General features: G+C 72.1%; 25 protein-coding genes. 4 read left to right on the top strand and 21 right to left on the bottom strand.

Going from position 1 to position 21,225, the window contains the following annotated elements; genetic code table 11:
- The first annotated feature begins 14 nt into the window (after positions 1 to 14).
- Complete coding sequence (locus tag ACYVK7_RS23060) at positions 15 to 299, top strand: hypothetical protein (RefSeq protein WP_460890063.1); 285 nt, start codon at positions 15 to 17, stop codon at positions 297 to 299.
- A 39-nt stretch (positions 300 to 338) separates the two neighbouring features.
- On the opposite strand, the gene ACYVK7_RS23055 is transcribed toward ACYVK7_RS23060, so the two are convergent.
- On the bottom strand, positions 339 to 2,057 hold the full coding sequence (locus ACYVK7_RS23055; protein WP_460890062.1) for a vWA domain-containing protein: 1,719 nt from the start codon (positions 2,055 to 2,057) through the stop codon (positions 339 to 341).
- A 134-nt stretch (positions 2,058 to 2,191) separates the two neighbouring features.
- Complete coding sequence (locus ACYVK7_RS23050) at positions 2,192 to 3,478, bottom strand: MFS transporter (protein WP_460890061.1); 1,287 nt, start codon at positions 3,476 to 3,478, stop codon at positions 2,192 to 2,194.
- Between the two features lie 57 nt (positions 3,479 to 3,535).
- Here ACYVK7_RS23050 and ACYVK7_RS23045 point away from each other — a divergent pair, with 57 nt between their 5' ends.
- Positions 3,536 to 3,931 carry a MerR family transcriptional regulator gene (locus tag ACYVK7_RS23045; protein WP_460890060.1) on the top strand — a complete coding sequence of 132 codons (396 nt, stop codon included), beginning with the start codon at positions 3,536 to 3,538 and terminating at the stop codon, positions 3,929 to 3,931.
- Positions 3,932 to 4,073: 142 nt separating this feature from the next.
- On the opposite strand, the gene ACYVK7_RS23040 is transcribed toward ACYVK7_RS23045, so the two are convergent.
- The 7 genes from ACYVK7_RS23040 to rpsB form a co-directional block, all read right to left on the bottom strand.
- Positions 4,074 to 4,616, bottom strand: coding sequence for a DivIVA domain-containing protein (locus tag ACYVK7_RS23040; protein ID WP_357471144.1), 543 nt, complete (start codon positions 4,614 to 4,616; stop codon positions 4,074 to 4,076).
- A 5-nt stretch (positions 4,617 to 4,621) separates the two neighbouring features.
- Complete coding sequence (gene rlmN / locus ACYVK7_RS23035; RefSeq protein WP_460890059.1) at positions 4,622 to 5,782, bottom strand: dual-specificity RNA methyltransferase RlmN; 1,161 nt, start codon at positions 5,780 to 5,782, stop codon at positions 4,622 to 4,624.
- Positions 5,782 to 6,636, bottom strand: coding sequence for a phosphatidate cytidylyltransferase (locus ACYVK7_RS23030; protein WP_460890058.1), 855 nt, complete (start codon positions 6,634 to 6,636; stop codon positions 5,782 to 5,784). Before ACYVK7_RS23030 ends, rlmN begins: the two co-directional genes overlap by 1 nt.
- A 50-nt stretch (positions 6,637 to 6,686) precedes the next feature.
- A complete protein-coding gene (frr, locus tag ACYVK7_RS23025; protein WP_460890057.1) occupies positions 6,687 to 7,244 on the bottom strand; it encodes a ribosome recycling factor in 558 nt (185 codons plus the stop codon).
- Positions 7,245 to 7,351: 107 nt separating this feature from the next.
- A complete protein-coding gene (gene pyrH / locus ACYVK7_RS23020) occupies positions 7,352 to 8,107 on the bottom strand; it encodes a UMP kinase (RefSeq protein ID WP_460890056.1) in 756 nt (251 codons plus the stop codon).
- Between the two features lie 279 nt (positions 8,108 to 8,386).
- Positions 8,387 to 9,226 (bottom strand): translation elongation factor Ts, encoded by an 840-nt coding sequence (tsf, locus tag ACYVK7_RS23015; RefSeq protein WP_460890055.1) that lies wholly within the window; start codon positions 9,224 to 9,226, stop codon positions 8,387 to 8,389.
- Between the two features lie 105 nt (positions 9,227 to 9,331).
- Positions 9,332 to 10,351 (bottom strand): 30S ribosomal protein S2, encoded by a 1,020-nt coding sequence (gene rpsB / locus ACYVK7_RS23010; protein WP_460890054.1) that lies wholly within the window; start codon positions 10,349 to 10,351, stop codon positions 9,332 to 9,334.
- A gap of 300 nt (positions 10,352 to 10,651) precedes the next feature.
- On the opposite strand from rpsB, the gene ACYVK7_RS23005 reads away from it, so the two are divergent.
- Entirely contained in the window at positions 10,652 to 10,876 is a 225-nt protein-coding gene (locus ACYVK7_RS23005; RefSeq protein WP_460890053.1) for a hypothetical protein, read from the top strand.
- The gene (locus tag ACYVK7_RS23000; protein WP_460890052.1) at positions 10,873 to 11,520 is read left to right on the top strand and encodes a murein hydrolase activator EnvC family protein; all 648 of its coding nucleotides are present in this window, start codon (positions 10,873 to 10,875) and stop codon (positions 11,518 to 11,520) included. Before ACYVK7_RS23005 ends, ACYVK7_RS23000 begins: the two co-directional genes overlap by 4 nt.
- Positions 11,521 to 11,856: 336 nt before the next feature.
- On the opposite strand, the gene ACYVK7_RS22995 is transcribed toward ACYVK7_RS23000, so the two are convergent.
- The 12 genes from ACYVK7_RS22995 to rpsP form a co-directional block, all read right to left on the bottom strand.
- Positions 11,857 to 12,810 (bottom strand): tyrosine recombinase XerC, encoded by a 954-nt coding sequence (locus ACYVK7_RS22995; protein WP_460890051.1) that lies wholly within the window; start codon positions 12,808 to 12,810, stop codon positions 11,857 to 11,859.
- Between the two features lie 83 nt (positions 12,811 to 12,893).
- Positions 12,894 to 14,240, bottom strand: a complete 1,347-nt coding sequence (dprA, locus tag ACYVK7_RS22990) for a DNA-processing protein DprA (RefSeq protein WP_460890050.1) — start codon at positions 14,238 to 14,240, stop codon at positions 12,894 to 12,896.
- Positions 14,233 to 15,780: a YifB family Mg chelatase-like AAA ATPase gene (locus tag ACYVK7_RS22985; protein WP_460890049.1), complete on the bottom strand. Its 1,548-nt coding sequence runs from the start codon at positions 15,778 to 15,780 to the stop codon at positions 14,233 to 14,235. The genes dprA and ACYVK7_RS22985 overlap by 8 nt, the downstream gene beginning before the upstream one ends.
- Positions 15,780 to 16,211, bottom strand: a complete 432-nt coding sequence (locus tag ACYVK7_RS22980; protein WP_460890048.1) for a YraN family protein — start codon at positions 16,209 to 16,211, stop codon at positions 15,780 to 15,782. The genes ACYVK7_RS22985 and ACYVK7_RS22980 overlap by 1 nt, the downstream gene beginning before the upstream one ends.
- Positions 16,212 to 16,386: 175 nt before the next feature.
- Complete coding sequence (locus tag ACYVK7_RS22975) at positions 16,387 to 16,686, bottom strand: DUF2469 domain-containing protein (protein ID WP_460890047.1); 300 nt, start codon at positions 16,684 to 16,686, stop codon at positions 16,387 to 16,389.
- A gap of 7 nt (positions 16,687 to 16,693) precedes the next feature.
- Positions 16,694 to 17,383 carry a ribonuclease HII gene (locus ACYVK7_RS22970; protein ID WP_460890046.1) on the bottom strand — a complete coding sequence of 230 codons (690 nt, stop codon included), beginning with the start codon at positions 17,381 to 17,383 and terminating at the stop codon, positions 16,694 to 16,696.
- 3 nt (positions 17,384 to 17,386) lie between these two features.
- Positions 17,387 to 18,154, bottom strand: coding sequence for a signal peptidase I (lepB, locus tag ACYVK7_RS22965; RefSeq protein WP_460890045.1), 768 nt, complete (start codon positions 18,152 to 18,154; stop codon positions 17,387 to 17,389).
- A 207-nt stretch (positions 18,155 to 18,361) separates the two neighbouring features.
- Entirely contained in the window at positions 18,362 to 18,709 is a 348-nt protein-coding gene (gene rplS / locus ACYVK7_RS22960) for a 50S ribosomal protein L19 (RefSeq protein ID WP_460890044.1), read from the bottom strand.
- A gap of 239 nt (positions 18,710 to 18,948) precedes the next feature.
- A complete protein-coding gene (trmD, locus tag ACYVK7_RS22955; RefSeq protein WP_460890043.1) occupies positions 18,949 to 19,740 on the bottom strand; it encodes a tRNA (guanosine(37)-N1)-methyltransferase TrmD in 792 nt (263 codons plus the stop codon).
- A gap of 1 nt (position 19,741) precedes the next feature.
- The gene (gene rimM, locus ACYVK7_RS22950) at positions 19,742 to 20,317 is read right to left on the bottom strand and encodes a ribosome maturation factor RimM (RefSeq protein ID WP_460890042.1); all 576 of its coding nucleotides are present in this window, start codon (positions 20,315 to 20,317) and stop codon (positions 19,742 to 19,744) included.
- 117 nt (positions 20,318 to 20,434) lie between these two features.
- Positions 20,435 to 20,674: an RNA-binding protein gene (locus tag ACYVK7_RS22945; RefSeq protein WP_020016864.1), complete on the bottom strand. Its 240-nt coding sequence runs from the start codon at positions 20,672 to 20,674 to the stop codon at positions 20,435 to 20,437.
- A complete protein-coding gene (gene rpsP / locus ACYVK7_RS22940) occupies positions 20,674 to 21,099 on the bottom strand; it encodes a 30S ribosomal protein S16 (RefSeq protein ID WP_460890041.1) in 426 nt (141 codons plus the stop codon). The genes ACYVK7_RS22945 and rpsP overlap by 1 nt, the downstream gene beginning before the upstream one ends.
- Between the last annotated feature and the right edge of the window lie 126 nt (positions 21,100 to 21,225).

Here is a 21,225-nt window from a genome sequence, read left to right as displayed (position 1 = left end):
GGATGCGCTGTCCCGTGGAAACTCTTGCGGAGGGCACGATCGCGGGCCTGATCGTGGTCATGATCGGCACGCTCTGTGCCGCGATCTGGCCACCGGGCCGCGGACCCAGCCCGACCGTGGTGATCGTGGCCAGTGCGGCCGTCGCCCTCGTGCTGGTCGTCGTCTCGCTGGTGCTGCACGACAACGCCTGGCTGATCGGTACGGGCGCGGTGCTCGCGACCGGCCTGCTGGGCGCCTGGATCATCGCGCTCCGGTCCGGCAACGACCGGAGGGGCTCCAACGACGACCCGACCGGCTGACCCGCGGCGGGGACCACCGCCGGTCGTCCCGCGGGCCGGTCACTGGTAGCCGCGGATCTCCTTGAACGCCGCGCGGATCGACGTCCGGGCCGCGTCGAAGACCCGGCCACCAGTCAGCGTCGCCACCGACTCCATCTCGCGCACGTACTTCGCGTCGTCCCCGAGCATGACGATGAACGTGGGCGTGCCGAGGGAGCCGCTGCTCCCCGCGGCGAAGTCCGCCTCGAATGCGTCGAGGCCGAGGCTCGGATCGTTGTTCTCGCCGTCCGTGATCAGCACGATCGAGGTGTAGTAGCCCTCCCCCTCGGCCTGCGAGCGCTCGACCAGGCCGTACGCCTCCTCCAGCGCCGCGTAGATGGCTGTCCCGCCGCCGTCCGGCACCAGGCCGGCCACGTGCTCGCGCAGCGGCGTCAGCTCCTCCGGGTCCAGCTCCGGGTCGGCGAGGCTGAACCGCACCGGACGCCCGGGCGCCGTGTCGTACGGCAGGATCGTCACGCGCTCCCCCTTGCGGAACCGTGCGAACTCCCCCGTGATCGAGGTGTCGTTTCCCGTGAGGTCGCCGAACGCCTGCCGGAGCTGATTCATGGGCGCGCCTGACATGGACCGCGACGTGTCCAGCACGTAGATGGTGTGCGCGGGGTCGCGGTAGTCCTGGAGGTAGTTGTCGATCAGCCCGTTGGCGGTGTTCAGCTCCTCGGGCAGCGGGACCGGCACGGGATCCATCGGCGGTACCGACGGGTCGGCGGGCACCTCGCTGTCCGTCGCCGGACGGCGGTGGGTCGCGGCAGAGACACGCTCCTGGGTCCCCTCGGCCATGAGCCACTCGACCGTCCGGTCGTAGGCGTCCTGCTGGTCCGGGGCCAGCAGCTGGACGGGGTAGTCCGCGTAGACCGTCCGCTCGGGGTAGATGATCACCAGCTCCTCAGTGAGCTGGCCGGAGCCGGCCAGAGCGATCAGCTCCGACTCGTAGTTGACGATCGCGTCCGCCTCGTCCTGGTCGGCGACGAACTGCTCGGTCAGCCACTGGGAGCTGCCCGCGGTCCGGACGAGGCCGGAGAACAGGTCACCGGCCCGCGCGGGGTCGATGTCCTCGAGGTTCAGGTCGGCACCGTTCCGGTCGAACGCCGACGCGACCCCGACGAGCGCGGAGAACCCGGAGTTCGACGTCGCCGGGTCGGTCATGAAGAACGAGAGCGAGCCGTCGGCGGCGCGGTCGGCTATCTCGTTCCAGGACACGGTGCGGTCCTGGGTCCAGCCGAGCCGCTGCGCGACCGAACGCTTCACGCCCAGGACGACCGGCGAGCGCATCGTCTCCCCGCTCTGCGTGACCCAGGGATCCTCGGCCGCCGCGGCCAGGGCCTGCTTCTCGTCCCAGAGGAGCTCCATGTAGTCGTTCGACGAGAACCACGCCAGGTCGCAGTCCGTGCTGTCGCCCGCCGCACCGCACCGAACGCCCCCGTTGACGACGGAGTCGGCACCCTGCAGGGTGCCGACGTAGGTCGGCTCCAGCGTGACGCCGGTCGTCGATCTGAGGTCCGCCATGAGCGCGTCGTCGCCCATGACGTCCGCGAGCTCGGAGCCGGCAAGGACCCTGAGCGTCACCGGGTCCCGAGGCTGCGAGTTGACCCAGAAGGCCACGCCGGCCACCACCACGACCAGCAGGACGGCAAGCGCGGCCACGACCCGGCCGGTCCGGCCGCGGTCCCCCCGCGCGCGAGCCTTCGGGTCCGTCTCCACGTCGCGCGGGTCCGTCTCCACGTCGCGCCCTTCCCGGCCGGCTCGGCCTGCCCGTCGGAGATCTCTCCCGACTGTGCCCTGACTGCACGATCGTGGCATATGGGGCGGAAGGCGCACTCCGGATGGCCGGTCGGCACCAACCGTTCATCCGAATTTCATGCGGTGCTCGCCCGGCGGCCCCGGAGCGTCACGGCCAGGCCGAGCGCAGCCGCGCCGACCACCCCGGCTGCCAGCGGCGGTACTCCTGCCACGCCCGGCCCGGCCACGACCATCGAGGCGAGCGCCGCCCCGACGGCGATGCCGCCGTTGAACAGCACCGGGATCAGCGCGCCGGCGAAGGACCGGCGCTCCGGCCCGGCGATCCGCAGGATCAGCGTCTGGGCGAAGGGCGGCATTCCGCCCGACACCACTCCCCACACCACGACCACTCCGATGCCGACCACGGGGCTCACGTCGACCACGGCGAGGGCGAGCACGGCGAGCGCCGTACCGGCCACGCTCACCACCAGGGCGGGCCCGCTCCGGTCCCCGAGCCGGCCTGCCAGCGCGACCCCTGCCGCCGAGGCGATCCCGAAGACGAGCAGCAGGGCGCTCATCCCGCCCGGCAGCGCCTCTGCGGGCACCTCGGTCAGGCGGGTGATGTAGGTGTACGCGCCGTAGTGGCCCACCAGGACCAGCCCGACGAGCGCGGTCACCGCCAGCAGGTGCCCCGTCCCGCGCCGCGGTGCGGTGGCCGGCGCCTCTGCGCCCGGTACCGTGTTCTGCGCTGTGCTCTGCGCCGTGCTCTGCGCTGTGACGGGCCGGGGCGCTCGCGCGACGACCAGCCGGACCGCGACCGCGCCCAGCAGGCCGAGCACCGCGAGGGCCCAGAAGGAGGCGCGCCAGCCGGCGGCGTCGGCGACCAGCCGGGCGAACGGCGTGCCCACCACCATCCCGAGGGTCGCCCCGCCCAGCACCACGGCGACGGCGCGGCCGAGCAGGCGGTCGGGCACCAGGTCCGCGACGTGCGCGTTCGTGGTCGCCCACAGCAGACCGACGGCGGACGCCCCGAGGACGCGCGCGCCCACCGCCAGCTCGAAGGTCGGGGCGAGCGCGGTGAGCGCGGACGAGACGCCGAGCACGACCAGTCCGCCGGTGATCACGGCACGCCGGTCGCGTCCGCGCGTCAACCGGACCAGGGGGAAGCTGAGGACCACCACGACCGCGGCCCAGATCGAGACGAGCAGGCCCGTGCTCGACTCGGCCACGCCCAGCCCGGTGCTCATCTGCTCGAGGACGGCGGTCGGCAGCATCTCTGCGGTGACCATGAGCAGGGTCCCGCCGCCCAGCACCAGCAGGGAGGGCCACGGCAGACCGTCGGCGGGACGCGGCTGGGCGCGCCGGTCCCGGGGCGGGCTCGCGAGGGCCGGCTGGACGGCTGCTGTGGCGCCTGTCTTCTCCATGTCGGCCACGCTAAAGTTTGACACTGGTGTCAATGTCAAGGCCGTCGGAGGCATGCGATGAAGATCGGTGAGCTCGCCGCCCGGACAGGCGTGACCACCCGCCTGATCCGGTACTACGAGCAGCAGGACCTGCTCGAGGCGGACCGTGCGCCCAACGGGTACCGCGTCTACACCGAGGCCCATGTCGAGCGGGTGTCCCGGGTGGCAGGCCTGGTCCAGGCGGGTATCCCCACCCGGCTCGTCAAGATCCTCCTCGACGCGGAGGACGCCGCCGGACGGGACGAGCCGACCTGCCCGCGCGAGGTGGCCGAGCAGCTCGCCACGGCGCTCATCGGTGTCCAGTCCCGCATCGACTGCCTCACCCGGAGCAGGGACTCGATCCGGGCGTTCCTGACCGCCACGCGCAACGAGGCGCTGTTGCGGGAGACGCAGGAGCCCGCCCCCGCCGTCTGACCCTCCCCTTGCCGAGGTAGTCACCTGGCGAGGTAGTCGTCTGGCGAGGTAGTCGTGTAGCGAGGTAGTCGCCCAGCGCGAACCAGGTGACTACCTCGCTACATGACTACCTCGCCAGACGACTACCTCGGCGGAGGGGCGGTCACTCCACCCCGAGCAGGACCTCCACCGCACGGCTCAGGAACGCGTCCACCGAGGCCTCGTCGTAGGCGTCCGCGCCGCGGGCCCGTCCGAACGTCGCCGACCGGATGTCCCCGGCCGTCAACGGCTCCTGCCGGTCGAAGTAGCCGATGAGCCGGTCGCAGAGGTCGTCGACGTCGTCCTTGTCGTAACCCTGTGAACCCCGGTCGGCCGGCGCGAACTTCTCGCCGTCGGGCCGGCCCAGGCGTCCGTACAGGGACCGGGCGCGCTCGGCGAGCGCGTTCATCCACGCCTGCTGACCGTGTGCCGCCGCGTACTCCGCGCGCTGCCGGGCGATGAATGCCGCCTCGAGCCGGTCGAGCGCCGCGTCGACCTCGTGGGTGTTGTACCCACCACGGGTCAGGTCGAACGTGGACGCCTGGATGTCGGCACTGGTCAGCCGGTCCATGGTCCGGCCCTCGTACGCCTGCCGGGCGTGCTCGAAGAACTCGTCGACCTCGTCCTTGTCGTACCCGGTGCGCATCGCGGGAACGCTGTTGAACATCCCACTCACTCGTCGTCCTCCTCAGCCGCAAGCTGCCCGCAGGCTCCGTCGATATCGCTCCCGCGGGTATCACGGATCGTGGTCGGGATCCCGTGACCGCGCAATCGTGCCACAAACTCGTCCTCGACCTCACGGTCGCTCGCGGTCCAGATCGAACCGGGCGTGGGGTTGAGCGGGATCGGGTTCACGTGCACCCAGCCGCGGCCGCGCGCGTTGAGCTTCTCGCCGAGCAGGTCCGCACGCCACGCGTGGTCGTTCATGTCCTTGATCAGCGCGTACTCGATGGACACCCGGCGCCCGGTGACCTCGAAGTACTTCCGCGCGGTGTCGAGCGTCTCGTCGACGCTCCAGCGCGTGTTGATCGGCACCAGCTCGGAGCGCAGGTCGTCGTCGGGCGCGTGCAGCGACAGCGCGAGCGTCACCGGGATGCCCTCCTTGGTGAGCTTCTGCATGGCCGGGACCAGGCCCACGGTGGAGACCGTGATGTTGCGGGCCGACATGCCGAAGCCCTCCGGCTGCGGCGCCACGAGGGCGCGCACGGTCTCGATCACGGCCTTGTAGTTGGCGAGCGGCTCGCCCATCCCCATGAAGACCAGGTTGTTCAGGCGCGTCACCCCGCCGGGGATCTCGCCGTCCGCCAGGGAGCGGAACGCCGCGCGGACCTGCTCGAGGATCTCGGCCGTCGAGAGGTTCCGGGTCAGACCGAGCTGGCCGGTGGCGCAGAACGGGCAGGCCATGCCGCAGCCCGCCTGGCTGGAGACGCACAGCGTGGTGCGCTGCGGGTAGCGCATGAGGACGGACTCGACCTTGGCCTCGTCGAACAGGTGCCACAGCGTCTTGACGGTGGTCCCGCCGTCGGCCTCGAGCTTGCGCGTCGGCCGCATCAGCGTGGGGAACATCGTGGTCGCCAGCGCCTCCCGGGACTTCGCCGGGAGGTCGGTCATCTTCGCCGCGTCGCTCGTGTAGTGCGTGAAGTAGTGCGTGGCGAGCTGCTTGGCGCGGAACGCCGGCTCTCCCGCCTCGACGACGGAGGCCACCCGCTCCTCGGGAGTCAGGTCGGCGAAGTGCCTCGGCGGCTTGCCGCGACGCTTCGGTGCCATCTGCAGCGGGATGGCGGGGGTCTCGTCCGAGGGCCGGACGACAGGCTGGGCAAGGGGAGTTTTCATCAGGCAACCACCGAGAGCACGAGATAGACGAAGGGCGCTGTGATGACCAGCGAATCGAGGCGGTCCAGCACGCCCCCGTGCCCCGGGAGCAATGAGCCCATGTCCTTCAATTCTAGGTCACGCTTGAGCAGCGACTCCGCGAGATCGCCCACAGTCGCGGTGATGGCGGTCATGACGCCGAGCGCGATGCCGAGCAGCGGGCTCTCGCCCAGCCCGTACACCGCTCCGAGCACGCCCACCGCTGTGGCCAGCACGATCGACCCGGCCAGACCCTCCCATGACTTCTTGGGGCTCACGGTCGGTGCCAGCGGGTGCCGGCCCAGCATGACGCCCGCGATGTAGCCGCCGGTGTCGTTGGCCACCGCCAGGAGGATGAACAGCGCCACCCGGATCTCGCCGTCGGGCTGCGCCAGCATGAGCACGACGAAACCCGCGAGGAACGGGAGGTAGGCGGCGGCGAAGACCGCCGCCGCCGAGTCCCGGACGGCGCCGAGGCCCGAGCCGTCGAGCGCCCGCCAGACCACGGCAGCCGCCACCGTCAGCACGAAGGCGACGAAGAGCGCCTCCGGACCGCCCCGGTACGCGGAGACGATCATGCCGGCGCTGCCCACGAACAGGGGCACCATCGGCAGCTGCAGGTTGCGGCGCGCGAACGCCTGGCGCAGCTCCCAGAGCCCTGCCCACATCAGGACGACGACGAGGAGGACGAACGGCTCCGGCCGCCAGTACAGCGACGCGCCGACGATTCCGAGCAGGCCGACGCCGACCAGGATCGCGGCCGGCAGGTTACGGCCGGCGCGCGACTGCTTCGGAGCCGGCGCGGGGTCGGACGCGGGCTCGGGCGCCGGGCTCACAGGGATGCGCGCAATGTCTCGCTCTGTTCTGTCTCGAGGCGGTGCGGACATCAGACCTCGAGCAGCTCGCTCTCCTTGCTGGAGAGCAGCTGGTCGATGACGTCGACGTGGCTCTTGGTGAGCTTGTCCAGCTCCTTCTCGGCGCGCGCGACCTCGTCCTCGCCGGCCTCGCCGTCCTTGACCACACGGTCGAGCTCGTCCTTGGCCTTGCGCCGGACGTTGCGTATCGAGACGCGCGCCTCCTCCGCCTTGGTCTTGGCGAGCTTCACGTAGTCGCGGCGCCGCTCCTCCGTGAGGGAGGGCAGCACCACGCGGACGACGTTCCCGTCGGTCGCGGGGTTCACGCCCAGGTCGGAGTCACGCAGCGCCTTCTCGACGGCGGGGAGCGAGCTCTTGTCGAACGGCGCCACCATCACGGTGCGGGCGTCCGGGATGTTGAACGACGCCAGCTGCTGCAGCGGCGTCGGCGCACCGTAGTAGTCGACGGTGATCTTGCTGAACATCCCAGCGTTGGCGCGACCGGTACGGATACCCGCGAAGTCTTCCTTGGCGACCTCGATCGCCTTCTCCATCTTTTCCTCGGCCTCGAGGAGGGTCTCGTCGATCACCACTGCTCCTGTCATTCGTCTACGGGTGGTGCCGGGGCCACTCTACGGACACTTTGCCCGGCTACCGAAAGGATCGCGCGTTTCCCGGGTCCCGGGGCGCGGACGGTTCAGCGCGAGGTGATCAGCGTGCCGATGGGCTCGCCGGCCAGCGCACGGGTCACGTTGCCCTCGCCCTCCATGCCGAACACCCGCATCTGGACGTTGTTGTCGCGGCACATGGCCAGCGCCGTGTCGTCCATGACGCCGAGGCGGTTCACGAGGGCGTCGGTGTACGTCAGGTGGTCGAGCTTCTTCGCGTCGGGGTTGCGCCGCGGGTCGGAGTCGTACACGCCGTCGACGCCGTTCTTGCCCATGACCACCTGCTCGCAGTGCGTCTCCAGCGCGCGCTGCACGGAGACGGTGTCGGTGGAGAAGTACGGCATGCCCGCGCCGGCACCGAAGATGACCACGCGGCCCTTCTCCATGTGCCGGATGGCGCGCAGCGGGATGTACGGCTCTGCGACCTGGCCCATGGTGATGGCGGTCTGCACGCGCGTCTTGACGCCCGCCTGCTCGAGGAAGTCCTGGAGCGCCAGGCAGTTCATGACGGTGCCGAGCATGCCCATGTAGTCGGCGCGGGCGCGGTCCATGCCCGCCACGCTCAGCTCGGCGCCACGGAAGAAGTTTCCGCCGCCGACGACGATGGCGACCTGCACGCCGTCGCGCACGGCTACGCCGATCTCCTTCGCGATACGCCGCACCACGTCGGCGTCGAGCCCGACGCTTCCGCCGCCGAACGCCTCGCCCGACAGCTTCAGGAGCACCCGCCGTGCGGGCCTGCCGTGCTCGTCCACCGCGAAGTCCTGGGTCGCCTCGTCGCTCACTGGTCCGTCACCCTTCGGTCGTCACTACCGGGACACTGGCTCTTCCGGAATACTGCCCGACTCGCGGGCAACACACCTCTGCGCCGGGGCAGAGACGTCCGGACCGGCCTCGAGACCCCTGGTGCGAAGTGGAGCCGAGACGGCTCTACACCCCACCAAAAGTATCGAAGTCGCACCGTGCTCCTGAGGAGCCCGGTGTGCGGGCCGCCCGGAGGGACCGGCCCGCGTATGCGTCGGCCCGGCCCGCGCCGAAGCGCGGACCGGGCCGACCAAGCTGCGTCAGGAACCGACGCGGAAACGCACGAACGCCGTCAGGGAGCCGTTCACGGCGGCGATGTGCTTGCCGACCGTGGTCTTCGGGTCCTTGGCCAGCGGCTGCTCGACGAGCACGACCTCCTTGAAGAAGCCGTTCAGGCGCCCCTCGACGATCTTGGGCAGCGCGGCCTCCGGCTTGCCCTCGTTCTTCGAGGTCTCCAGAGCGATCGCGCGCTCCTTCTCGACGATGTCCGCCGGGACGTCCTCACGCGTGAGGTACTTCGGGGCCATCGCCGCGACGTGCTGGGCGATGTCCTTGGCGACGGCGGAGCCCGCCTCGTCGGTGACGACGAGGACACCGATCGACGGCGGCAGGTCCTTGGCCGTCTTGTGCAGGTACGCCGTGACCTTGGGGCCCTCGACCCGCGCGACACGGCGCAGGACGACCTTCTCGCCCATGGTCGCGCCCTGGGCGGCGATCAGGTCGGCGACAGTGCCCTCGGCCGACGGCGCGGCAGCGGCGGCGACCTCGTCGGTGGCGCCTGCGGCGGCAGCGGCCGCGAGGACGTCCTCGGCGAGCGCGATGAACTTCTCGTTCTTGACGACGAAGTCCGTCTCGGCGTTGAGCTCGATCATGGTGGCCACCTGGCCGGCGGCGGAGTCGTCGATCTTGACGGCGACGAGGCCCTCGGAGGCGGTGTTGCCCTCACGCTTGGCGGCGCGGGCCAGGCCCTTGGTGCGGATGATCTCGATGGCCTTCTCGGCGTTGCCGTCGGCCTCGTCCAGGGCCTTCTTGACGTCGAGCATGCCGGCGCCGGTCCGCTCACGCAGCGCCTTGATGTCAGCGGCGGTGTAGTTCGCCATTGTTCTGGTCCTCCGTGCAGTCGTGTTGTTCGTGGGAGGTCTGACGACCCGAGGAGCGGTGCGCCGACCGGGCCCGGACGAACCGGGCCCGGTCAGCGCAGCACGTCACTTCTCGGTCTCGGCCTCCGGGGCGACCGCGGCGGCAGCCTCGGTGGCCTCGGGGGCGGCGGCCGGAGCCTCGGCGGCAGGCGCGGTGGCTTCGGCTGCCTCGGGGGCGGCGGGCGCGGTGGCCTCGGCTGCCTCAGCGGCCTCGACGACCTCGGCCGGAGCGGCCGGGGTGGCAGCCTCGGCGGCCTCGGCGGACGCCGCGGCGACGGTGCCCTCCGCGGCGGGAGCCTCGACGGTGCCCTCGGTGCCGGCCAGGAGCTCGCGCTCCCACTCGGCCAGCGGCTCGGCGGCGGCCTCGGCCTCGGCACCGGTCTTGCTGCCACCCGAGTGGCGCTGCATGAGGCCCTCGGCGGCGGCGTCCGCGATCACGCGGGTGAGCAGCGTGACGGAACGGATCGCGTCGTCGTTGCCCGGGATCGCGTAGTCGACCATGTCGGGGTCGCAGTTGGTGTCGAGGATCGCGACGACGGGGATGCCCAGCTTGCGGGCCTCGTCCACCGCGAGGTGCTCCTTGTTGGTGTCGACGATCCACACGGCCGAGGGGACCTTGGCCATGTCACGGATACCGCCGAGCGTGCGCGCGAGCTTGTCCTTCTCGCGACGCAGGACCAGGAGCTCCTTCTTCGTGAGGCCCGAGGCCGCCACGTCGTCGAAGTCGATCTCCTCGAGCTCCTTCATCCGCTGAAGGCGCTTGTGCACGGTGGTGAAGTTCGTGAGCATGCCACCGAGCCAGCGGTGGTTCACGTAGGGCATCCCGACGCGGGCGGCCTGCTCGGCCACCGGCTCCTGGGCCTGCTTCTTGGTGCCGACGAAGAGGATCGAGCCGCCGTGGGCGACCGTCTCCTTGACGAAGTCGTAGGCGCTGTCGATGAAGTGCAGCGACTGCTGCAGGTCGACGATGTAGATGCCGTTGCGCTCCGTGAAGATGAAGCGCTTCATCTTCGGGTTCCAACGGCGGGTCTGGTGTCCGAAGTGGACACCGCTCTCGAGGAGCTGGCGCATGGACACGACGGCCATGACACGTCCTTTCGGTGCGGCCCGAGATCGACCCGGGTCCTCCGCACGCATTTCAGGCGGACCTGGGCTGACAGCCCGGGCCGCGGTTCGGTTGGATCGGCACCGCAGTTACCTCGGTGCCCCTGGCGCCACTCCGTGCCCGACGCCGACCCTGGGGGCCGGACCGCTGCCGGGCGCGACATGTTGTGACGCGCGTTGTCGATCGGGTGGTCTCCGTACTGGGCAGGCGGCCAGCGAAGCTGTCCAGCTGTCCGACGGGAGTCCATGCCAGTCGCGGGTGGAAGTCTACCCGACCAGCCCATGCAACGAGGACTCGGCCGACGCCCCGCGACTGTGACGTCGCGCGCTGCCGGCGAGGACCCGGTCCCGGCGGGCTCGGAGAAGTCGCTGCCGCCCCCGGCGACCCTCGTCACCGGCGTTGCGGGCGGCGAGCGCGACCACAGGGAGCACGCGCGCCGCACCGTGCACAGCCTGCCGACCTACGTGGTCCCGAGCGCGTCGGACCGGGCGATGCTCACCACATGACGCATCTCCCCGCTCCCGCTCCCCGCCGGGTCATCGCCCGGTTCCCGGCGACCGTGCTGATCGTGCTGCTCGCCGTCGTCCTCGTCGCACTCGTCACCGTGGCACCCGCCGCAGCGCTGCGCTCCGGACCCGACCTCGCCGTCCGGGTGGACGCAGGCCCCGGCGCCGCCGGGGTGAACGCGCGCCCCGGCGCCGCCGGGGCCACCGGATACGTGCCGCCCGTCGCCGGCGTGGACCCGCCGGCCGGTGTGGAGCGTAGGTTCGACCCACCCGCACAGAGGTGGGGCGCCGGCCACCGTGGGGTCGACCTGACCGCCGCGCACGGTTCGAGCGTCCTGTCCCCCGGCGCCGGCGTGGTCACGTTCGCCGGGCCGGTGGCACGGCGCGGGGTCCTGGTCGTCACCCATCCGGACGGGCTGCGCAGCAGCCTCGAGCCGGTCGCCGCCTCCGTCGCGGTAGGGACGGCGGTCACGGCCGGCGAACGGATCGGCACCGTGGAGGGCGGAGACGCGGCAGGCGGCACGTCGCCGAGCCACTGCGCGCCTCGGTCGTGCCTGCACTGGGGTGTACGCAGGGGCGAGCGCTACATCGACCCGCTGTCCCTGCTGGACCGCCCGCCGATCGTGCTCCTGCCGGACCACTGACGCCGAGCGACCAGCGTCGTCGGCGAGGCAGGGCCGCCGCTCTCACGCAGCTCTCGAACCGCACGTTCCGCGAACGAGGCCCGCCGAGCCGCACGGCAGACATGGACCCGGCTCCCGAAGCGCAGGACAGGCGTCGACCCGGCCCCGGACCGCAAGGTAGACATCGATCGACGCGCGGATGCACGGCTCAGTTGCGGATCAGCCGCCGCGAAGACGTTCAGCTTGCGGCTCGGCGGCCGCCAGGCCCTGGGCGGACGTCCAGGTTGCGGTTCGACGCCGGTCAAACCCCGGTCGACTGCTGAGCTGCGGCTCGGCGGCCCTCCCGTGGTCGGTCCCTCAGGCGCGCGGGAAGGCCTGGGCGTAGACGCTGCGCAGCCGCTCGGCGTCCACGTGCGTGTAGCGCTGCGTGGTCGCGAGGTTCGCGTGGCCCAGCACCTCCTGCACCGCGCGCAGGTCCGATCCGCCCTGCAGCAGGTGGGTGGCGGCGGAGTGCCGGAGCGCGTGCGGCGCCACGTCGTCCACCCCGGCCTGAGCCGCGAGGCGGTGCACGGCCTCGCGCACCTGGCGCTGGCCCCAGCGTCCGCCCCGCTCCCCCACCAGGAGGGCGTCGCCGGTCGCTGCCGTCGCCAGTGCGGGCCGCCCGTCGGTGAGCCAGGCCTCCACGGCGCGCGCCGCCGGGACCCCGAACGGCACCACCCGCTCCTTGCCGCCCTTGCCCAGCACGCGCACGAGCCGGTCGCGCGAGTCCACGTGCCCGACGTCGACGGACACCAGCTCACCCACCCGGATGCCCGCGCCGTACAGCAGCTCGGCGGCGACCCACGACCGCAGGGCCACGGGCCGGTTCGCCTCGTCGGCGTCGTCGGCAGCGGCCCGGGCACCGTCGAGCAGGCGGCTCGCCGCGTCCACGTCGAGCACGGTCGGCAGGGTGCGCGGCACCTTGGGGCTCGCGAGGCGAGCCGACGGGTCGACGGGGACCAGCTCCGAACGGTGCGCCCAGCGTAGGAAAGCACGGGCCGAGGCGCCTCGGCGGGCGAGCGTGGAGCGGGCGAGCCCCCGGTCGGACTGGGAGGCGAGCCATGCGCGCAGCAGGGTGAGGTCGATGGCGTCGAGCCGCGTCGTACCGTGTCGCATCGCGTACCGGAGAAGGTCGGTCACGTCCGCCACGTAGGCACGCCGGGTATGGGCGGAGTGCCCGCGCTGCGCGTCGAGGTACCGGGCGAACCGCGACACGGCGTCGGACAGCTGCTCGGGCAGCCGCGGCAAGCCGGACAGGTCGGTAAGGTCCACGTTTGCCAGTGTGCAGCTCGCACGCCGCGCGACGAAGCAGGCGCGCCGCCGTCCTCGCCCCTACCTGGCCCGCCGAGCCCCGTTCAGCGCCGCCGCCAGCCTCCGTCCCGCTGCTCGGCCAGGCCCATGAGCTCCAGCAGCCCGAGAGCTCCTGTGGCGTCGCCGAGCGCGAGCCCTGCCGCTCGCGCGATCGAGCGCTCGTGCGCGGCCTTGCGCACGGGCAGTGCGTCCAGCACGGCCTTGCCCACCGCGTCGAGGTCGTCACCGGGCCGCTGCTCGCCGCGGCGCCGCGGCGCGCTCTCGCCCAGGTCCCCGACGAGCTCCGCGGCCTCCGCCGCGTCCGTGACGCACACGGCGGCGCCGCGACGCAGCAGCTCGTGACACCCGGCGGAGGCCATGGACGTGACGGGCCCCGGCACCGCGCCCAGCGGGCGGAGCAACCGCACCGCGTGGTTGGCGGTGGAGAGCGCGCCGGACCGGACCGACGCCTCGATCACCACCGTGCCGGACGTGAGCGCCGCGATCAGCCGGTTCCGCTTGAGGAACCGCTGCTTTCCCGGCACCGACCCGGGCGGCACCTCGCTCACCACGGCACCCTGCTCGACGGTGCGCCGCAGCAGGTCGGTGTTGCTCGCCGGATAGAGCCGGTCGACGCCGCCCGCGAGGAACGCCACGGTCGGCGTCCCTGAGACGAGCGCGCCCCGGTGCGCCTCCGCGTCGATGCCGTGGGCGCCGCCGGAGACCACCGTGAACCCCCGGTCGGCCAGCCCGCAGGCCAGTGCCCGGGTCACGCGGATGCCGTAGTCGGTGCAGGCCCGGGAACCGACCAGCGATACCGAGCGCTCCCCCAGCCGCGCCAGGTCAGGGTCGCCACGCACCCACAGCGCCAGCGGTGCGCCGGCCCCCAGCGCGGCGAACCCGGCGGGCCAGCGGGGATCGTCCGGCGTCAGGAACGTTCCCCCGTACCGGCCGAGCACGGCGAGCTCTCCCCCGGGGTCGAGCCGTTCGAGCCGGGGCGCCCAGCGCCGGACCGCCGCCATGACCAGTTCCGCCGCCCGCGGTCCGGAGGTCAGGCTGCCGACGGCGGGGGCCTCGGGAGCCGGGCCCTCGGCGACGGGACCGAGCAGACGCCCGGGTGCGTCGGCCCTATCGGCCCCGACCGGACCCGAACCGATTCCTGGTGCCGCACCGGGCACAGCCCCCTGCGCCGCACTCTCGAGCCGACGGAGCACCGCGCCGGCCGTCTCCGGCGACCCGGCCGCGTCCACGAGCCAGTCGAGCGCTCCGACCGGTCCGAGGCTGCCCACCAAGGCTCCCGCCACCGGATCCCCCGGCTCGGCGATCCGGCTCCACGCCGCCCGAGCCAGCACCGGATCCCCGACGTCGAACCCGAGCCCCGCGCGGGGCAGGTCGAAGAGCGGTTCACCCACGGTCGCCTCCGGTGCGCAGCAGCAGCGCATTGCCGACGTCCGACACCGTGGGCGCGGCACGCCCCGCCAGGTCGGCGAGGGTCCAGGCGATCCGGAGCACCCTGTCGACACCCCGGAGGCTGAGCCGTCCGTCGGTCATCGCGCGCTCGATCGGTCCGAACAGGCCCGGGTGCGGCCGGAGCAGGTCGCGCACGAACCGTCCCGGCATCTCGGCGTTGGTCGACCACGGGGTGCCGGCCAGGCGCGCCCGCGCGGCCTCGCGTGCGGCGAGGACCCGGGCCGCCACGGTCGCAGACGGCTCCGACGTACCCTCCACCCGTTCGACCCGGTCGACGGGACGCACCTCCACCTGCACGTCCACCCGGTCCAGCAGCGGCCCGGACAGGCGCGCGAAGTACCGGCGCCGCATCGCGGGCGAGCAGCTGCACTCCAGGCCCTTGTCCATCGCCAGCCCGCAAGGGCAGGGGTTGGCGGCGAGGACGAGCTGGAACCGGGCCGGGTATCGCGCGGCGCCCCCGGACCGGTGGATCACGAGCTCGCCCTGCTCCAGCGGCTGCCGCAGCGTCTCCAGCACCCGTGCGCCGAACTCGGGAGCCTCGTCGAGGAACAGGATTCCGCGGTGCGCCCGCGAGACCGCTCCCGGTCGGGCGATACCCGACCCGCCACCCACCACCGCAGCCTGCGTGGCCGTGTGGTGCGGGTTCTCGAACGGCGGCCGACGGATCAGTCCTCCGCCCGGGTCGAACGTTCCCGCCACGGAGTGCACGGCGGTGACCTCGACGGCCTCTCTGTCCGTGAGGTCCGGGAGGATGCCCGGCAGGCGGGACGCCAGCATGGTCTTTCCGGTTCCCGGCGGCCCGACGAGCAGCAGGTGGTGCCCTCCGGCGGCCGCCACCTCCAGCGCCGCGCGCGGACGCTCCTGCCCGATGACGTCGGCCAGGTCCCCCGGCCGCCGTGCGGGCGGCGCCGCTCGGGTCGGCAGCACGGTCACCACCTCCCGGACCAGCTCGGGCGGTCCGCCGTGCAGCGCTATCACCTCGCCGAGGCTCGCCGCGCCCACGACCCGTGCGCCCGGCACGAGGCGGGCCTCGTCGAGGTCTCCCGCGGCCACCACGACGTCCGGGTACCCGGCGTCCACGGCGGCCGCGACGGCGGGCAGGACGCCACGTACCGGCTGGAGGCGCCCGTCGAGCCCGAGCTCGCCCAGGTGCACCACGCGGTCGAGCCCGGTCCGGCGCAGCCCCGGCGACGAGGGCCCCTCGGCACCCGCGAGCACCGCCACGGCGATCGCGAGGTCGTAGGCACTGCCCTGCTTGCGCAGCGAGGCCGGCGAGAGGTTCACCGTGATCTTCTTGACTGGCCACGCCAGCCCCGTGCTGGTCACCGCCGCGCGCACCCGGTCCCGCGACTCGCTCAGCGCGGCGTCCGGCAGGCCCACCAGGGTGAACCCGGGGACCGACGCGGCGAGGTGGGCCTGCACCTCCACGACGTGTCCCCGCATGCCGACGAGCGAGACGGCCCGCGTGGTCGCCGTGCCCATCAGGCCACCGACTCGAGGTGCTCGACCACGGGGCGCCCCTTGGCCTGCAGCGTCACCGCCACCACGTCGATCCGAACGGCACCGAACCGCGCGCGCACGTCCGGAAGCACCGGCACGGCGCTGCCCGGTCCCGCCTCCTCCAGCAGCCGCGCCTCGGCCAGTCGCTCCCTGAACACGGTGATCCACTGCCCCGTCAACCGCTTGATGCGGGCGAGCTTGCGGGGCGTCACCGCCTCCGCCGGGTGCCCGAACCCGTGGCCCGACCGGGTCTTGACCTCGATCACCACGAGCACGTCGTCGTCGAGCGCGACGATGTCGAGCTCCCCGTCCTTGCCGCGCCAGTTGGTGTCGAGCACACGCCAGCCGCGTGCCTCCACGTGTCGCAGCGCCACGCGCTCGCCGTACCGGCCCACGCCGTCCTTCTTCGCCATCGCGTCCACCTCCATGACCAGCCTTGGTCACGGCAGGGCAGTCCGACGGCGCCGTCGGGGTCACCTGTGCACAGCTCGACGATCCACAGGTCCCACGTCGTGGTCGAACCCCTGGCGTCCCGTCAGGAGGGTCCGCACAGGCTCACGACGAGTTTCGGCCCAGGGCGGGTCTGCGTCAGAGGCCGAGCTCCGCCTTCGCCAGCTCCTCGACGTTCACGTCCTTGAACGTCACGACGCGGACCGACTTCACGAAGCGGGCCGACCGGTAGACGTCCCACACCCAGGCGTCGCCGAGCCGCAGCTCGAAGTACACCTCACCCGCGGCGGACCGCACCTGGAGGTCCACCTGGTTGGCCAGGTAGAACCGGCGTTCGGTCTCCACCACGTAGGCGAACAGGCCCACCACATCGCGGTACTCGCGATAGAGCGCGAGCTCCATCTCCGTCTCGTAGTTCTCGAGGTCTTCGGCGCTCACGAAAGCATCATCCCACCGACGCCGCGGTTCCGGGCAGGTTCCAGGATCTGCGGTGCTGCGGGGTCGGCCCGTGCAGGCCGAGCGCGTCCATGTGGGCCTTCGCGCTGTAGCCCTTGTTCTGGTCCCATGCGTACTCCGGGTGCCGCTGCGCCAGCTCGACCAGGATCGCGTCGCGCTCCACCTTGGCCAGCACGCTGGCGGCCGCCACCGACGTGCAGGTCATGTCGGCCTTGATCAGCGTCCGCACGGCGGGGTCGGGGACGCCGTCGTCCGGCGCGTCCGCCGCCGCGAACAGGTCGAGCGACGGGGTGGAGAGCCAGTCGTGCTTGCCGTCCAGCACCACCACGTCGACGTCGCCGCACATCAGCCGTACCTGGGCCAGTGCGCGGCGGCCGGCGGTCCGGAGCGCCGCGATGATCCCGATCTCGTCGATCTCCGCGGGCCCGGCGTGGCCGACGCCCCAGGCCACCGCCCAGCTCCGCACTGCCGGCGCGATGGCCTCCCGCGCGGCGGGCGTCAGCAGCTTCGAGTCGGCGACGCCCTTCGGACCGGTGCGCGTGGCGGCGTCGACCACCACCACGCCCACGCTGACCGGGCCGGCGAGGGCCCCGCGCCCCACCTCGTCCATGCCCGCGACGAGGCGGGCACCCGAGGCGAGGAGCGCGCGCTCCTGCCGCAGCGTGGGCACGGTCCGCACCACCTACTTCTCCGCTGGGGGCTCGTCCGGGACGCCGTCGAAGACGTCGCTCGGATGGTTGTGCCAGTTCAGCCGGTCCAGCGGCCACACGGTGGCGAACGCCGTGCCGACGACGTTGTCGATCGGCACGAACCCGCCACCGGGCTTGCCCCGGTTGTAGCGCGAGTCCTGCGAGTCCTGGCGGTTGTCGCCCATGACCCACAGCATGTCCGCGGGCACCGTGACCTCGAACGGGTCCTGGCTCGGCACCGAGCCCGGCTTGATGTACGTCTCGTCGATGGGCGTGCCGTTCACCGACACCCGCCCCTCGGCGTCGCAGCACACGACCTTGTCGCCGGGCAGCCCGATCAGGCGCTTGATGAGGTGGTCGCCCGTGTCCTGCGGCAGCAGGCCCACGGTGGTCAGGAAGGACGTCGCCGCGTTGCCGAGCGGCCCCCGGTCCGGTGCCGGGTAGGGCGGCAGCCAGTCGCCCGGGTCCACGAAGACGACGATGTCCCCGTGCTTCAGGTCGAACGGACCGGGGGTCAGGCGCGAGGCCATCACCCGGTCGCCCTCGGTCAGCGTGTCCTCCATGGACGCGCTCGGGATGTAGAACGGCTGCACCAGCAGCGTCTTGATGAGCCACGACAGGACCAGCGCGCTGACCACGATGATCCCGACCTCCTTGAGCATCGCGACGAAGCCCGACTGCTGCTTGCGCGGCTCACGACCGTGGGCGGCCCCGCCCCGACGATGCGCCCCGCTGTTCTCCCACGGATCTGCTGCGCTCAAGGGCGTCCCATCGATAGGGGTGGGCGGCGCCACCCGGTCGAAACTCGTCACGAGGGTAACTCTGTCACCTCGGGGCGTCCGCGGCGAAATGGTCGCGCGGCCGGTCAGATGCCCCGGTGGCATCCCTGCTGACCGGGGCAGTCACGACGACGGCCGCCATCCCCGACGTGAGGATGACGGCCGGCGTTCGAGACGTGCTGGTGCGCGTCAGCTCTCGCGCTTCTCGCGGATCTTCGCCTTCTTGCCGCGCAGCTCGCGCAGGTAGTAGAGCTTCGCACGGCGCACGACGCCGCGGGTGACGACCTCGATGGACTCGATCGACGGCGCGTGCAGCGGGAACTTGCGCTCCACGCCCACACCGAAGCTGACCTTGCGGACAGCGAACGTCTCGCCGATCCCGCCGCCGTGGCGGGAGATCACGATGCCCTGGAACGCCTGGACACGAGAGCGGTTGCCCTCGACGACCTTGACGTTGACCTTGACCGTGTCACCGGCGCGGAACTCCGGGATGTCGGATCGCAGCGAGGCTGCGTCGATCATGTCGAGCTTCTGCATTGTTCTCTCCGGGCCTGCCACAGGTCAGGCGCGAATATCGTGGGCCCTGCCTCGGCCGACAGGCCGGCAGGGTCCCGGAAGGGTGTGTGTGCTGGTGCGGCTTGACCCGGTCAGGGACGGTTGCCCGTCCCGGCCGTCCCCTGTGGCAGAGACCTGACCGGCGACGCACCAACGGGTAATTCTGCCATACGAACAGCCGGAACAGGCAGCCGAGCGGATGTGACGCCCGGCGCTCGCCCTCAGGCCCGCGCGAGCCTCCCGGCGTCCTGCGGGTCCGGCACCCAGCCGACCTCCGCGAGGAGCGCCAGGTCGTGCTTGTCCAGGGCCGCGACGTCGAGCGCCGCGATCATGTCCGGGCGGAGCCGCGCCGTCCGCTCCAGCGCGCGGTCCCTGCGCCAGCGCTCGATCTTCGCGTGGTGCCCGGACAGCAGCACCTCGGGAATCTCGAGGTCCGCCCAGGACGGCGGCTTCGTGTACACCGGGTACTCCAGCAGGCCTGCGGCACCGTGCGACTCCTCCACCAGCGAGTCCGGGTTGCCGACCATACCGGGGATCAACCGCGCCACGGCCTCGATCATGACGAGGGAGGCGACCTCGCCCCCGTTGAGCACGTAGTCACCGATCGACAGCTCGTGCACGGTGACACCGGCGTCCCGGTAGTGCTCCGCCACCCGCGCGTCGATGCCCTCGTACCGTCCGCAGGCGAACACGATCTGCTCGGCCGACGCGAGGCGCTCGGCATGCCGCTGGGTGAACACCTCGCCCGACGGCGTCGGGACGATCAGGTGGGCCCCCGTCACCTCGACGTCCAGGACCTCGTCGATCGCGAGACCCCACACGTCGGGCCGCATGACCATGCCGGCGCCTCCGCCGAACGGGGTGTCGTCCACGGTGCGGTGCCGGTCGGTGGTCCAGTCCCGCAGGTCGTGCACGCGCAGGTCCAGCAGACCCCGCTGTCGCGCCTTGCCCACCAGCGACAGGTCGAGCGCCGCCAGGTAGTCGGGAAAGATCGAGACGACGTCGATGCGCACGTCAGCTGTCCTCACGCTCGACGGCGTCGACGTCATCGGCACGGTCGACGATCGCGGCGTCGGCGTCCCGGGCCAGCAGCCCGCCGGGCGGGGTCAGCACCACGCGACCGCCCTCGACGTCGACCACCGGCACGATCGCCATGACGAACGGGACCAGCGTGCGGGCCGTGCCACCGTCGGGCAGGGTCTCCTCGACGAGCAGCGCCTCGTGGGCGGGCATGTACTCGAGGGAGACGACCTTGCCGACCACCGTGCCGTCGTCGAGCTCGACGCGCAGGCCCGCGAGCTCGTGCGGGTACCAGGCGTCCTCCTCGGAGGACGAGTCCGCCTCGACGACGAGCTCCGTCCCGCGCAGGTTCTCCGCCGCGTCGCGGCCGGTGATCTCCGCGAACGTGACCAGCCACCGCCCCTGGTGCTCGCGCGCGTGCGTCACTGTCAGCGGGCCGGCCTCGGCGGGCACGGTCTCGAGCCGCTCACCGACCGCGAGCCGGGTCTCCGGGTCGTCCGTGCGCAGGTCGAGGGCGACCTCGCCCTTGAGCCCGTGCGGCTTACTGACGCGGGCCACGGTCAGCTGCATGTCTCTCCTCGAGGGATGAAGGGTGAGGATCAAGGGTAAGGAACGAGCGAGGCCCGGTCCGCGTTCGGACCGGGCCTCGTCGACGTACAGGGCGGGCAGCCCCGCAGCGCGATGCTGTCAGCGCCGGTCGACGTCCACGACGTCGACCCGCACCGGACCCTCGGTGGCAAGCGCACCGATCACGGTGCGCAGCGCGCGCGCCGTGCGACCGCCCCTGCCGATGACTCGGCCGAGGTCGTCGGGGTGCACTCGGACCTCGAGCAGGTCACCACGGCGCAGCGTCTTCGCGGAGACGCGAACGTCGTCCGGGTTGTCCACGATGCCGCGCACCAGGTGCTCGAGGGCCTCCGAGAGCATCAGGCCTCGTCGCCCTCGGCCGGCTCAGCCGGAGCCTCGGCGGCAGCGGCAGCGGCCTTCTCGGCAGCCTTGGCCTTGGCCTTCTCGGCATCGGCGTTGACGGCCTCGATCGCGGCGGCCGCGTCGACCTTCTCGCCCTTGACCCGCAGCGTGCCCTCGGCACCCGGCAGGCCCTTGAACTTCTGCCAGTCACCGGTCACCTTGAGCAGTGCGGCAACCTGCTCGCTCGGCTGTGCGCCGACGCCGAGCCAGTACTGTGCGCGCTCCGACTTGATCTCGATGAGCGACGGCTCCTCGGTCGGGTGGTACTTGCCGATCTCCTCGATCACGCGACCGTCGCGCTTGGTGCGCGAGTCGGCGACGACGACACGGTAGTACGGGGCCCGGATCTTGCCGAGGCGCTTGAGACGAATCTTGACAGCCACGAAGTGGTCTCTCCTGGTTTCTATGGGATGGTCCGCGCACCGCGACGTGGGGTGAAGCAGTGTGTGAGACCGGGACACGGCACGACCAGGTGAGAGGGGTCTGGGCATGCCGAGTACGTGGATATT

The sequence above is a fragment of the Promicromonospora xylanilytica genome (genome assembly GCF_054782895.1).
This window is presented reverse-complemented; position numbering and strand designations above follow the sequence as displayed.